The sequence below is a fragment of the Streptomyces glaucescens genome (assembly GCF_002154375.1).
GTDB lineage: Bacteria > Actinomycetota > Actinomycetes > Streptomycetales > Streptomycetaceae > Streptomyces > Streptomyces glaucescens.
Genome location: NZ_MUND01000153.1, coordinates 1 through 13,080, shown reverse-complemented (window position 1 = coordinate 13,080; position 13,080 = coordinate 1). Strand labels below are relative to the sequence as shown.

10 protein-coding genes are annotated in these 13,080 nt (G+C 74.3%); 3 read left to right on the top strand and 7 right to left on the bottom strand.

Going from position 1 to position 13,080, the window contains the following annotated elements; genetic code table 11:
- Positions 1–69: 69 nt before the first annotated feature.
- On the bottom strand, positions 70–840 hold the full coding sequence (locus CCN42_RS11605) for a 2,3-dihydro-2,3-dihydroxybenzoate dehydrogenase (RefSeq protein WP_086735157.1): 771 nt from the start codon (positions 838–840) through the stop codon (positions 70–72).
- Between the two features lie 20 nt (positions 841–860).
- Entirely contained in the window at positions 861–2,027 is a 1,167-nt protein-coding gene (locus tag CCN42_RS11600) for a 3-deoxy-7-phosphoheptulonate synthase (protein WP_245877242.1), read from the bottom strand.
- Positions 2,028–2,415: 388 nt separating this feature from the next.
- Here CCN42_RS11600 and CCN42_RS11595 point away from each other — a divergent pair, with 388 nt between their 5' ends.
- Positions 2,416–3,420: a transaldolase family protein gene (locus CCN42_RS11595; RefSeq protein WP_143661894.1), complete on the top strand. Its 1,005-nt coding sequence runs from the start codon at positions 2,416–2,418 to the stop codon at positions 3,418–3,420.
- On the opposite strand, the gene pabB is transcribed toward CCN42_RS11595, so the two are convergent.
- On the bottom strand, positions 3,347–5,533 hold the full coding sequence (gene pabB / locus CCN42_RS11590) for an aminodeoxychorismate synthase component I (RefSeq protein WP_086735152.1): 2,187 nt from the start codon (positions 5,531–5,533) through the stop codon (positions 3,347–3,349). The genes CCN42_RS11595 and pabB overlap by 74 nt on opposite strands.
- A 101-nt stretch (positions 5,534–5,634) precedes the next feature.
- Positions 5,635–6,360, bottom strand: a complete 726-nt coding sequence (locus CCN42_RS11585) for a methyltransferase domain-containing protein (RefSeq protein WP_086735150.1) — start codon at positions 6,358–6,360, stop codon at positions 5,635–5,637.
- 296 nt (positions 6,361–6,656) lie between these two features.
- Here CCN42_RS11585 and CCN42_RS11580 point away from each other — a divergent pair, with 296 nt between their 5' ends.
- The gene (locus CCN42_RS11580; RefSeq protein WP_245877241.1) at positions 6,657–8,591 is read left to right on the top strand and encodes a helix-turn-helix domain-containing protein; all 1,935 of its coding nucleotides are present in this window, start codon (positions 6,657–6,659) and stop codon (positions 8,589–8,591) included.
- Between the two features lie 205 nt (positions 8,592–8,796).
- Here the strand turns inward: CCN42_RS11580 and CCN42_RS11575 are convergent, their stop codons facing one another.
- The 3 genes from CCN42_RS11575 to CCN42_RS11565 form a co-directional block, all read right to left on the bottom strand.
- Positions 8,797–9,969: an IS701 family transposase gene (locus tag CCN42_RS11575; protein ID WP_245877245.1), complete on the bottom strand. Its 1,173-nt coding sequence runs from the start codon at positions 9,967–9,969 to the stop codon at positions 8,797–8,799.
- A 324-nt stretch (positions 9,970–10,293) separates the two neighbouring features.
- Positions 10,294–10,926 (bottom strand): response regulator transcription factor, encoded by a 633-nt coding sequence (locus CCN42_RS11570; protein WP_086167913.1) that lies wholly within the window; start codon positions 10,924–10,926, stop codon positions 10,294–10,296.
- Positions 10,926–12,218, bottom strand: coding sequence for a sensor histidine kinase (locus tag CCN42_RS11565; RefSeq protein WP_086735182.1), 1,293 nt, complete (start codon positions 12,216–12,218; stop codon positions 10,926–10,928). The genes CCN42_RS11570 and CCN42_RS11565 overlap by 1 nt, the downstream gene beginning before the upstream one ends.
- A gap of 232 nt (positions 12,219–12,450) precedes the next feature.
- On the opposite strand from CCN42_RS11565, the gene CCN42_RS11560 reads away from it, so the two are divergent.
- Positions 12,451–13,080, top strand: a 630-nt coding sequence (locus CCN42_RS11560; RefSeq protein ID WP_086735147.1) for an ABC transporter ATP-binding protein, incomplete at its 3' end; no start/stop codon positions are given.

The following is a 13,080-nucleotide window of genomic DNA, read 5'->3' as shown; positions in this document are numbered from 1 at the left end:
GGGGCGACGTCACGTGGGTCTTCGGACCGGCCGGGGTCGCGCCGGGCCCCGCGCACCGGGTGCCGTGGCTCAGACGCCGAGGGCCGCGCCGCCGTCCACGGTGAGGTCGTGCATGGTGATGTGGGCGGCCTTGTCGGAGAGGAGGAAGACGACGGCCTCGGCGACGTCCTCCGGCCGGGCCAGCCTGCCCAGCGGGATGCCGACCCGGTAGGCGTCGGGCACCCCCTCGATCGAGGCGCGGGCGCTGCTCTCGTCCTGCCACATCGACGACAGCATCGGGGTGTCGGTGGAGCCCGGGGCGACCAGGTTGGCGCGGATGCCGTGCTTGGCCACCTCCAGCCCGAGGCACTTGGTGAACATGGTCGCGGCGGCCTTGGACGCGGCGTACGCGGACATCTCGGTGCGCGCGGTGCCCGCGGCGTTGGAGGCGATGGTGACGATCGCCCCGCGCCGGCGCGGGACCATCCGGTTGACCACGGCCCGCGAGGTGAAGAACACGCCGCTGGTGTTCACCGCGAACGTGATCGCCCACTCCTCGTCGGTCAGCTTCCGGGCCTCGCCCATCCGCAGCACGCCCGCGCCGTTGACCAGGTAGTCGATGGGCCCGACGGTCACCTCGACGTCCTCGACCAGCGCTTCCACGTCGGCGCTGGAGGTGACGTCGGCGACGAACGCCTCGGCCAGACCGCCGTCCTCGCCGACCGACTTGGTGATCTCGCGCAGCCGCTCGGCGTTGCGGTCGACGGCGACGACCCGCGCCCCGTGCGCGGCCAGTGCCCGCACGACCGCCTCGCCGATGCCTCCGGCCGCCCCGGTGACCAGGGCGATCCTTCCTTGCATGATGCGTGCCCTCCTTCGGGTCAGCCGCGCCAGGCGGACACGACGGTGAACGCCTGGTCCGGGTTGAGTCGCGGGTCGCAGAACGTGGCGTACTTCTCGCCCAGCTCGTCGACGTGGTAGGCGTCGGCCACACATTCGTGGACCCGGTCGGGGGTGGTCTCCAGGTGGAGTCCGGCCGCGGTCCCGCCGTAGTCGGTGACGGCCGTCTGGAACTCCTCGACCTCCTGCACGATCGACTCCACGTAGCGGGTCTTCAGACCGGCCGGGGTGGAGACGGTGTTGCCGTGCATGGGATCGCACATCCACAGCACCGGATGCCCGGCCGCGCGGACGGCGAGCACCAGGCGGGGCAGCCGTTCGGCCACCGTGCCGTGGCCCATGCGGGCGATCAGCGTGAGCCGGCCCGGTTCCCGCTCCGGGTCGAGCCGGGCGCACAGTTCCAGGAGTTCCTCGGGGGTCATGCCGGGGCCGACCTTGACGGCCACCGGGTTGACGACCTCGGCGAGCAGCGCGACGTGCGCACCGTCCGGGTCGCGGGTGCGTTCGCCGATCCACGGCCAGTGCGTGGAGGACAGCAGCAGGCCGTCCCCCGTGGGGCGCAGCAGCGGCTCCTCGTAGTCGAGGAGCAGCGCCTCGTGGCTGGTCCACACCGGTGCCTCGGCACGGGAGCGGCGGCGCTCGCCGTGCCAGCCGAGGGTCCGCATGGCCTGGGCGGCGGCCCGGTAGCCGGCGATGAGCCGTTCCGGGTCGGGCCGGCGCAGCCGCGGATCGGGTTCGGGGCTGTTGACCATGTGGCCGCGGTAGACGGGGAGTTCGACGCCGTCGACGGTCTCGGTGGGCCGGGAGCGCGGTTTGCCGAACTGGCCCGCGAGCCGGCCCACCCGTACGACGGGCTTGAGCGAGCGGGCTTTCATGGCCCCGGCCAGTACGTCCAGCAGCGCCGCCTTGCGGGCGACGTAGCCGGGTGTGCACTCGGCGGGGTCCTCGGCGCAGTCCCCGCTCTGCACCACCTGGACCTCGCCGCGCGCGGCCGCCGCCAGCAGAGCCTTCAGCTCCGCCACGTCCGCGGCGCGCACGAGGGCGGGGGCATCGGCGAGTACGGACCTGGCATGAGCCAGGGTGGCCTGGTCGGGCCAGTCGGGTTGCTGGCCCGCCGGCAGGGTCTTCCAGTGTGCGACACCCTGCACGTAACACCTCCTCAAACAGAAACTGCCGTGACTTGGGATGCGCTGTGCAGTCTGCGAAGGAGGGGAATGCGGGAACCATCGGAGTATTCCGGGTCCGTCAGGTGCCGCCGACTTCATCAAGTCCTGTCCGGGGAATTCCGGTCGACCTGACGAATCGTCCGGGCGGCGGCGGAATGCCGTGCGGTGATCCGCCTATGGTGCGCCCGCACACAGCACGATCCGGCCACCTGCTCTTCCTTTCGGCCACCGGGATTCGCCCGGGGCCGACCCTTGTATTCCGGTCAACTTCCCCGCGCGGGCTCACTACTTGACGAAGTGCCCGGATTGCCGTGGTGCCCGTGCGCCCGGCCGCTCTAGGGTCGTCGCTGTGCTGAGTCAAGAAGCTGGATTGCTGCTGAAGCAGCTGGTGGCCGAGGGTGTGTCGCCGTGGCTGGCACCTGGAGACGCCGGCGAGCTCGACACCGCCGTGGGGCAGCGCACCCTCAAGCACGCGTTAGAGGGAGCCCTGGTGCCGCCCGGCACCGAGCCGGGGCTGATCCGGGCGGCGTGCGACGCCCTGCTGCCCGCCTACGGCACGGACGCGGGCGCCGGCCAGGTGTCCGTCCCCGTGGACCCGCGGCTGGCCGACGACGCCGGGGCCCTGGTCGACGCGGCCCGCATGCTGCACGCCACGGTGCGCCGCCCGAACGTGATGGTGCGCATCCCCATGACCGCCGCTGGCCGCACCGCCCTGGTCGCCCTGCTCACCGAGGGCATCGGCGTGCACGGCTCCCTGGTGACCGGCGCGGTCCGGTACGGCCAGGTGCTCGACGCCTACGTCCAGGGCATGGAGCGGGCGCTGGCCGCCGGGGTGCGGCTGAGCGACGTCCCGGTGGTGGTGTCGTTCCCCGTGGGCCTGTTCGACGCGGAGGCCGACGCCCGGCTCACCGAGCTGGGGGCGCGGCCGGACCACGCGGCCCGCGGCACCGCCGGGCTCGCCGTGGCCCGCACCCTGTTCCGGCTGCGCGAGCAGCGGCTGACCGGCGGCTGGTGGCGGGTGCTGCGCGCCAACGGCGCCCTGCCGCCCCGGCTGCTGTGGACCACGGGCGGCGCGGCGGGCGTGGGCCGGCTGGTCGGCTGGAACACCGCCCACGCCCTGGCCCCGCGCACCATGGAGGAGGCCGCCCGGCTCGGCGGCCTCGCCGGGGACACCCTGCTGAACCAGCACACCTCGGCCGCCCGCGCGCTGGCCGACCTGGCCGGGCTCGGGGTCGACGCGGAGGAGGCCGCCGCCGCGCTGGCGACGCGGGAGCTGGAGCGGCTCCAGCGCGGCTGGGACCTCATGACGGGATGCGCTGCCGTTCCCGGTCCGGAAAGCGAGCGCCCGTCAGGGTCAGCAGGGGAGCGGACTTGACCGCCGTCTCCTCGTACTCGCCCTCCGGGTCCGACAGGGCCACCACGGCGCCGCCGACGCCGTACGTCACGCGGTCCGCAGTGACGCGGGCGGTGCGGATCACCACGCTGAGGTCGGCCGCGCCGGACAGGGACAGATAGCCGATGGCACCGGAGTAGACCCCGCGCGGACCGGCCTCCAGCCGGTCGATGATCCGCATGGTGCGGATCTTGGGCGCACCGGTCATCGAGCCGGGCGGGAAGGCCGCGCGGACGCAGTCCACGGCGGACAGCTCCGGCCGCAGCCGGGCCCGCACGGTACTGACCAGCTGGTGGACGGTGGCGTACGACTCCACCTGGAACACCTCGTCGGCCCGCACCGAGCCGGGGACCGCGCAGCGCCCGAGGTCGTTGCGGACCAGGTCGACGATCATCAGGTTCTCCGACCGGTCCTTCTCGCACTCCCTCAGCTCGGCCACCAGGGCCGCGTCCTCCTCGGGGGTGGCGCCGCGCGGCCGGGTGCCCTTGATCGGGGAGGACTCCGCGAGTCCGTCCGGGCCGACCCGCAGGAACCGCTCCGGCGAGGTGCTCAGCACGGACGTGCCGCCGAACTCCAGCAGCGCGGCGAAGGGCGCCGGGCTGGTGCGGCGCAGCAGCCGGTAGGCCTGCCAGGGGTCGATGCCGCCGTCGGCCTCGGCCATGTTCGTCAGGCAGACCTCGTACGTCTCGCCGGCGGCGATCTGCTCCTGGCACTCGGCGATCAGCCGCAGGTAGGCGTCGCGGTCGTGGCGCAGCCGTATCTCACCGGTGGGGACGGGCTGTTCGGGCGCCGGGAGCACCGCTCCGGCCAGTGCGCCGAGCCGCCGGGCGGTGCGGTCCAGCCAGGCGCGGGCCGCCGCCTCGTCGTCCTCCTCGGCGAGGGCCAGCAGGTGGGTGGTGCCGGTGGCGTGGTCGAGGACGAGGGCACGGTCGGCGAAGACCATGGTGGCGTCGGGGTCGTCCGAGCGGTGCGCGAGGTCGCCGCCGCACTCGGCCTTCAGTTCGTAGCCGAGGTAGCCGACCCAGCCGAGCGCGAAGTCGCAGGGCAGCGGCGGGAGCTGGGCCCGGATGGCCCGGAGGTCCCGGTCCAGCCACTGAAGAAACGTTCCAGCAACAATGTCCTCGGACTGCTCCCCGCGCGTCGCCGACCGCACGCTCACCGTCCGGCTCCACACGTCCGCCGTCGCCACCCGGGCCAGCGGACCCGACGCGTCGCCCATCACGGAGAAACGGCCCCGCCGCTCGTCACGCAGGCTGCTGTCCAGCCAGAAGGCGTACTCCCCGCCCTGGAAGATCCGCGCGTAGACCACCTCGTCGTCCCACCGCGTCGCCAGCTCCCGGCTCAGCACCCGCAGCCGGCGGGACCCGGCGCCGGCCGCATCTGCCACCGCACCGTCTGCCGTCGCCGCACCGGCGGTGGCGGTCACACCGGCCGTCGCCGCTCCCGCTCGCGCACCCGCACCCGCACCCGCCCGCACCGGCGCCCCGACGGCCGCCGGCGTCACCCCGGCCCGCCGCCGGTGCCCGCGCGTCAGCTCCGCGAAGTTGGCGAGCAGTTCGATCCCGTGCTCGCTGAGGACCGACTCCGGATGGAACTGCACCCCCCACAGCGGCCGCTCCCGGTGCCGCAGCCCCATCAGCACGCCGTCCGGCGTCCAGGCGGTGGCCGCGAGCTCCGGCGGGAGGTCCGTCACCGCCAGGGAGTGGTAGCGCACCACCTCGAACGGGCTGGGCAGTCCGGCGAACACCCCGGTGCCGTCGTGCAGCACCGGTGAGGTGCGGCCGTGCCGGGGCTCCGGAGCCCGCCCGACGGCGGCGCCGTGCAGCAGGCCGATCCCCTGGTGGCCCAGGCAGATGCCGAGCACCGGCAGCGTGGTCCGCCGGATGATGTCCGCGCAGACGCCGAAGTCGGCGGCGCGCCCCGGGTGGCCCGGGCCGGGCGAGACGACCACGTTGTCGAACGCGGCCAGATGAGCGTCCCGCCACCGCGGATCGTCGTTCCGGATCACCTCCGGCTCGCGTCCGTTCACCTCGGTGAGGTGGTGGAAGAGGTTGTACGTGAACGAGTCGTAGTTGTCGACGAGAAGCGTGCGCACGTGAGTCCCCCTACTCGCCTGCCACCGCACGTGTTCCGGCGCAGGCGTCATGATCGGCGTGATGACGCGTGGTGCTGCGTGGCCGGTGGCGCCGCCGTGGTTCAGCCGGCGGCGCGCGTGATCTCGATCAGCATGTGCTCGACGACGTCGTCGCCGTACTCGCCCTCGCGCACCCGGCAGCTCTCCAGCACCCGCAGCCGCCGTCCGGTCGCGTCGGCCATCCGGTACAGCGCGGGCAGGTCACCGCGGTCGCTGAAGTGCAGCAGCGCCCGCCCGCCCGGTGTGACCCGGTCCGGCGCCTGCTCCAGGTACCGCCGGTGGGCGCGGTAGCCCGGGTCGACGTAGGCGCACTCGTGGACGGACTGGTACTCGTAGGTCTCCGGGCCCATCACGTAGTTGGAGCTCCAGAAGACGGTGTCGAACCGCTCGCCCTCCTCCAGTCCGGAGAACAGGTCGCTGTGCACGGCCCGGAGCCGGTCGGTGACGCCGTGCCGCTCCGCGTTGAGCGCCGCGTTCTCCACCGCCCGCGGGTTGATGTCGGAGGCGACCACCCGGTCGTACCCGGCCAGCGCGCCCATCACCGCGATGACCCCGGTGCCGCAGCCGACCTCCAGGAACGAACCGCTGCATGGCACCGGCGGTCTCTGGTTCAGGCCCAGCAGTTCCAGCGCCACCCCGGTGGACGGCGAGAACACCGGAGCGAACACCTCGTCCAGCAGGTCCCACTCCTCCCCGCACAGCGTGAACACCCGGGGACGGTCCTCGCGGGTCAGCGAGATACGGCTCCGCTCGAGAGACCGTTCGTAACTCTTGAGCACAGACGGCATGGGACGTCTCCTCGTGACATGTGAGTGGCAGGTGTCGATCCCGGGGAGGGAACGTGATCAGCCTCACCGCTCGGAGGCGTCCACCAGAAGGTGCCCCAGTGACAACCTGAACGCCGTGTGTGGTGGCCCGGTCACACCGAGCGGCCGACAGCCGGGACGGTCCAGACTTCAAATGCTTGTTGCAATTGCTTGTTGACCTCCTCTTGGCCCAAGGAAATACTTTCTGGCGGTCAAAGCTCCGCTTCGACTCACGTCGCTGGACAGATGCGACCGCACAGGTGCCGGGGGGAACCGTCGTGGCCGACGAGGCATTCGAACTACTGGAACTGCTCCAAAAGGAGGCACCCGCTTCCGCGCTGCAAGAGCTGCTCCACCGAGCCCGCGCGAACGGCACGTCGAAGGCGGAAATGGCCCGCCTGACCAGGGCGGTGGACCTCAGCCTGGGCATCCACGCGCTCTTCGCGCGACGGCAGCAGCGGGAGGCCGGACTCGCCGCGCTGGTCGACACCGCACGGGACCTGACCCTGCCGTACGACCTGGACGCGCTGCTGAAGGTCATCACCCGGCGCGCCCGGCTGCTGCTCGGACTCGCCATGTCCTGGGTGTCGTTCGACGACGTGGAGGCACGGTGCTCCCGGGTGCGCGCGGCCGACGGCCACGCGTCCGCGCTCACCATCGGCTTCAGCGTGCCGCTCGACGGCGGCGTCGGCCGGCGCGCCGCCGAGGGGTCCGCGCCCTTCTGGTCGGCGGACTACCTGGGCGACGACCGCTTCACCCACTCCGAGGTCATCGACGAGGTCGTGCGCGCCGAAGGCCTGCACGCCGTGATGGCGGTCCCGCTCCAGCACGAGGGCACCGGCCTCGGCGTGCTCTACGTCGCCGACCGCCGGGTGCGGCACTTCACCCCCGACGAGGTCTCGTTGATGAGCTCCCTCGCCGACCTCGCCGCCGTCGCCATCGAGAAGGCCCGGCTGCTGGAACAGACCCGGCACGAGGTGGTCGCCCTCGCCCGCAACACCTCCCGCGCCCGGGACTCCTCCACCGCCGCCCGCCGGCTCGGCGAGATCCACTGCCGGCTGCTCGACATGGTGCTGCGCGGCGGCGGTCTCGGCGCCCTGATCACCGAGGCGGCCCGCGCCCTGGGCGGCGCCCTGCTGGTCCGGGACCCCTCCGGGCGGATCCTCGCCGGACCGGTGGGCACCCTCGCCGAACCCTCCGAGGAGGACCTGCGGGTCGCCTTACTGGAGGCGCACGCCGAGAGCCGGCCCGTCGCCTGCGGCGACGCCACCCCGCGCACCTGGGTCGCCGCCGTCCGGGTGGGCGATGACCTGCTCGGCCCGCTGCTGTTCACCGCCGACGGCCCCGCCGACGACCACCAGCTCCAGCTGCTGGGCCTGACCGCCCAGCTCACCGCGGTCACCCTGATGATCCAGGACGGGGTCGCCGCCACCCAGGGCCAGCTGCGCGACGAGTTCTTCCACAGCCTGCTGCGCGGTACCCCACCTCCGCCGGAGCAGATCGCGGAACAGGCCCGCCGCCTCGACCTCGACCTGGAGGCGCCGCACGTCATGGTCGTCGCCCGCGTCGAGAAGGGCCTGCGCGGCCGGACCGCCGCCTGGGCCTCCTCCTACGCCCACCGCCACCGCGGCCTGAAGCACGTCGACGGCGACCGCATGGTGCTGCTGCTGCCCGGCACCGAACCGGGCCCGGCCGCGCAGGCGGTCTCCAAGGAACTCGGCGAGGCACTGCGCTGCCCCGTGACCGTCGGCTCGGCCGGACCGGCCCGCGGCCCCGGGCAGATAGCCGCCATCCACGAGGAGGCACGCCGCTGCCTGGACGCGGTGACCCGCCTCATGGGTCCCGGCGGCACCGCCTCCCCGCAGGACCTCGGTTTCCTCGGTCTCCTCCTCTCCGACCAGCCGGACGTCGCCACCTTCATCAGCGACACCATCGGCCCGGTCCTCGACTACGACGACCAGCAGTTCACCGAGCTGGTCCCGACCCTGGAGGCGTACTTCGCCTCCGCCAACAGCCCGTCACGGGCCGCGGAGGTCCTGCACGTCCACCCCAACACCGTCTCCCGACGCCTGGAACGGATCACCGAACTCCTCGGCGAGGGCTGGCAGAAACCGTCCCGCGCCCTCCAGGTCCAGCTGGCCCTCCAGCTCCAGCGCACCCGTGCCACGCTCAACCAGCGCCACCGCGGCCAGCCGAGACAGGTGGTCGGCTGACACCGGCCCACACCGGCCCGCACCGGCCCGGCGGGACCGTCGGCCGCACCGGCCGGGCCGCCGCGTGCAGCACCGTGCGCCGCCACGCTCACCGGGAGCACCGGCCGGCACCCGGAGCACCCCGGCGGCCCCCACCGCACACGCCCTCACCCCGAAGCGGCCGACGTCCCTGGGCGCGGCCCCGCGGTCCGGCCCCGCACCCCGCTCACGCGGGCAGATCCGCCGGCTGGTCGCCGCGGCGGCCGTCGGTGCCGGTGAGCAGACGGACGGCGTGGGCGACGGAGGCCAGCGTGGTGTGCCGGTGCCAGCCCTCGTACGAGCGCCCGCTGAAGTCGGTCAGCCCCACCGGCACGGAGATCCGGGCGAAGTCCGCGTCCACGTTGCCCACCAGACGGGCCAGCCGCAGCTGGGCGCCGAGCGGCATGTCGCCGAGCCTGCTGATCCAGTACCGCTGCGGCCAGCCGCGCGGGTCGGTCCACTCGCCGAGCAGCAGCAGCGGCTCCGTGCCCTCGCCCAGCGTGACCCGCAGTCCGGCCACCAGGCTGGTGCCGGGCACCTGGGTGACGGGGTCGGTCCAGGTGACCGGGCGGCGCAGGGTGCGGGCCATCAGCAGCAGCTGGTGCGCGGCCATGGCCCGGCCCTCGGCGCCGGGCAGCGCGGGGTCCGCGCAGCCGACGCGGACGGTGCCGCGCACCGCGCAGACGAAGGGCAGGCCCGCCAGGTTCAGGCGCCGGGCCACGGCCGCCGGGTCGGCGTCCTGGAGGTCGAGCACCACCGGCCGGCGCGGCGGCCCGGTCCACCCCTGCACCTGGCGGGCGGCCCGGACGGCACAGTCCAGCGGGGACGCCGCCAGCTCCGATTCCGGTATGTGCGGGGAGACGGAGCGGATGTTGTCGCGCCACTTGCCGGGCAGCGCGAGCCGCCAGTTCACGGGGCAGCCGCTCTCGTCGTCGACCGCCCAGACCCCGAAGGCTTCCTGGCTGTTGACGACCTGTCCGATCCCGGACACGAAGCGCGGGGCGACGCCCACGGACTCGGTGCCCGCCTTGGAGATGACCATCGGCCGCACCACCCAGGCCCGGGGCCGCAGGGTGCGTTCCAGGTAGCGGGCGAGCGCGGCCCGTACGGGTGCCCAGTCCCAGGTGGACGAGGCGACGAAGTGGTGCAGGCTCTGCTCGGCCGCCCTCCCGCCGACGTAGGCCGCGATGTTCCGTACGGACTTGCGTCCTTCGGCCCGCAGCAGCCCCCGCACGTACAGTTCGCCCTTCTGGCGCTGGTCGCTGCGCGGCAGCGAGGCGAACAGCTCCGCGCACACGTCGCTGACGATCGAGTCGGGCACGTACCGCCGCCCGGGACTCTCGGGCGGTTCCACCCTCATCAGGGTCACTGGTCTCTCCCTTCCCCCCAGGGTTTTCCTCCGCCCTTCAACGGTGCGGCGGAAGGCCGAGAGCCAGCCAGGTGCACTCGTCACACATCTCGGGCCCCGGGTGCGCGGCGGACCATCGCGGCCCCGTGGAGCGGCCCGGGAGCGGCCCGCGAGGCCCCGTGACGGGCCGCGGCGGCACCGCCGCGGACCCCCTCGCGCGAGACGTACCGTTCCGTGACGGTGGCCGCACCACCGTGAAATCGCCGCCGCACGGTGCCCGGGTCACCGCTTCGGGGGCAGGGCCGGCCGCTTCGGCGGGCCGGGCCGGCGGCGGGCTCAGGCCCGCAGGAAGGCGAGCACCGCCAGCACCCGGCGGTGCGTCTCCTGCGCCGGCGGCAGGTCCAGCTTGGTCAGGATGCTGCCGATGTGCTTGCCGACGGCGGCCTCGGAGACCACCAGTTCCCGGGCGATGGCACCGTTGGACCTGCCCTGCGCGACCAGCGCCAGCACCTCCCGTTCGCGCGGACTGAGCCGTTCCAGCGGGTCGCGGCGCCGGCGCAGCAACTGCCGTACCACCTCGGGGTCGACGACCGTGCCGCCGGCCGCCACCTCCCCCAGCGCGGCCACGAACTCCTCGACCTGCCCGACCCGGTCCTTCAGCAGGTACCCCACGCCGGTGCCGTCCCCGGAGTCCAGCAGCTCGGCGGCGTAGGCGCGCTGGACGTACTGGCTGAGCACCAGCACGGGCAGCGCGGGCCGTTCCGCGCGCAGCCGTACGGCGGCGTGCAGGCCCTCGTCCTGGTGGCCGGGCGGCATCCGGACGTCCGTCACGACGATGTCGGGCGCGTGCTCGGCGACGGCGGCGACCAGCGACTCGGCGTCCCCGACGGCCGCGGCCACCTCGTGCCCGAACCGGCCGAGCAGCCCGACCAGGCCCTCCCGCAGCAGAACGCTGTCCTCGGCCAGCACTACGCGCAGGCGCCGGCCGTCTCGCTCAGCTCGCAAGGGATCTCCACACGCAACAGGGTCGGTCCACCGGGCGGACTGGACAGCCCGAGTCTGCCATCGAGCACCGAGACGCGGTCCGCGAGCCCCGTCAGGCCGCTGCCGCCCCCGTCCCCGGCGCCGCCCCGTGCCGCCTGCGCGCCGCCGTGCCCGTCGTCCCAGACCTCCAGCCACAGCCTTCCCCCGGCGTGCCCGCCCCGCACCTCGGCCCGCCTCGCCCCGCTGTGCCGGTCCACGTTGGCCAGCGCCTCGCACACCACGAAGTACCCGGCCGCCTCCACCGCCCGCGGGAGCCGCCCCGGCAGCTCCAGATGGACGTCGACCGGCACCGCGGACCGGTCGGCGGCGTCGGCGACCGCCGCGCCGAGCCCGTAGTCGGCGAGCACCTGGGGGTGGATGCCGTGGATGAGCTCCCGCAGTTCGGCCAGGGCCCGCCCGGCCTCCTCGTGCGCCCGGGCCAGCTGGTCGGCGAGCGGCCCGGGCGGGGCGTCGAGACGGGCCAGGCCCAGGGTCATCGTCAGGGCGACCAGCCGCTGCTGGGCCCCGTCGTGCAGATCGCGTTCGATCCGGCGGCGCTCCGCCTCGAAGGCGTCCACCAATCGCACCCGGGACCGGGCCAGTTCGACCACCCGGGCGTCCAGTTCCCCGTCCCGCGAGGTGAGCAGCAGCCGCGTCAGCCCGGCCCGTGCCCCCGCCGCGACGCCCAGCACATAGCCGCCCACGGCGAGCAGCAGCAGCCCGAGGACGGCGACGGCGCCCGCCGCCGGCCATCCGGTCACCGTCCACAGCTTGACCACCTTGGCCTCCCGCCCGTCCCCGGCGGTGGCCATCAGCAGCGGTGTCGCGGTGACCGCCAGCGGCACCAGCAGGCCCACGGTCAGCAGCAGGGCGTCCAGCGGCCACAACAGGCCCGCGTAGAGCAGCGCGTGGCCCAGCTCCTGCCAGGTCGCCCGCTCCCGCAGCCGGGTCGTCAGCCACGCCCACAGCCCGGCCGTCTCCGGCTCCCGGTGCCCGTGCGGCACCGGTTCGGCGTCGACGAGCCGCAGCCGCCCGCGCTCCGCCCACGCCACCGGGATCCCGGCGAGCGCCAGCCCCAAGAGCAGCGGCAGCCCGACCAGTACGACGGCCAGCACCCCGCCGGCCACGGCCAGGCCCAGCAGCGCCACCAGTACGGCGGCCCCGAACACGGCCCCGCTCAGCAGGTATCCGGCAGCCCGCCAGGGCCACGCCGACAGCAGGAAGCGCGGGCGGGCCATGGCCTGCCAGACGGTGCGGCGGTCGAGGGAAGGAGGCATGCCCGCCACGGTAGGAGCCCCCGCCGCCCGCCTCCATCCGTCCAGGGGGCCTGCCGGGGGTATGGCTGGCCCCACCCCCTTTCTCGCCCCTGCCGCACTGCGCCCGGCGGCCCCCGCGCGATGGGGTGGAGCCCTCACGGGATCACCGCACCGCATCCCTGGCACCACGTCACCGACACCACGGGGGAACCCCATGCCCACGACCCGGCCCGCCGCCCTCCGGCTGCGCTCCGTCACCAGGACACACCGCACCGGCGGCCACACCGTCACCGCCCTCGACGACGTCTCCCTGACGTTCCCCGAGGGCACCTTCACCGCCGTCATGGGCCCCTCCGGCTCCGGCAAGTCGACCCTGCTCCAGTGCGCCGCCGGCCTGGACCGCCCGACCTCCGGATCGGTGACGCTCGGCGGTACGGAGCTGACGACGCTGAGCGAGCGGCGGCTGACCCTGCTGCGCCGCGAGCGGATCGGCTTCGTCTTCCAGGCGTACAACCTGCTGCCCTCGCTCACCGCCGAGCAGAACGTCGCCCTGCCGCTGCGGCTGGCCGGCCGGCGCGTCCCCAGGGCGCGGGTGCGCGAGGTCCTGGCCCGGGTCGGGCTCGGCGACCGCGTCCGGCACCGGCCCGACCGGCTCTCCGGCGGCCAGCAGCAGCGTGTCGCCCTCGCCCGTGCCCTGATCACCCGCCCCGACGTGCTGTTCGCCGACGAGCCCACCGGCGCCCTCGACTCGCGGAGCGGCCGTCAGGTGCTGGCGCTGCTGCGCGGCACCGTCGACCGGGACGGCCGCACGACCGTCATGGTCACCCACGACCCGGTGGCCGCC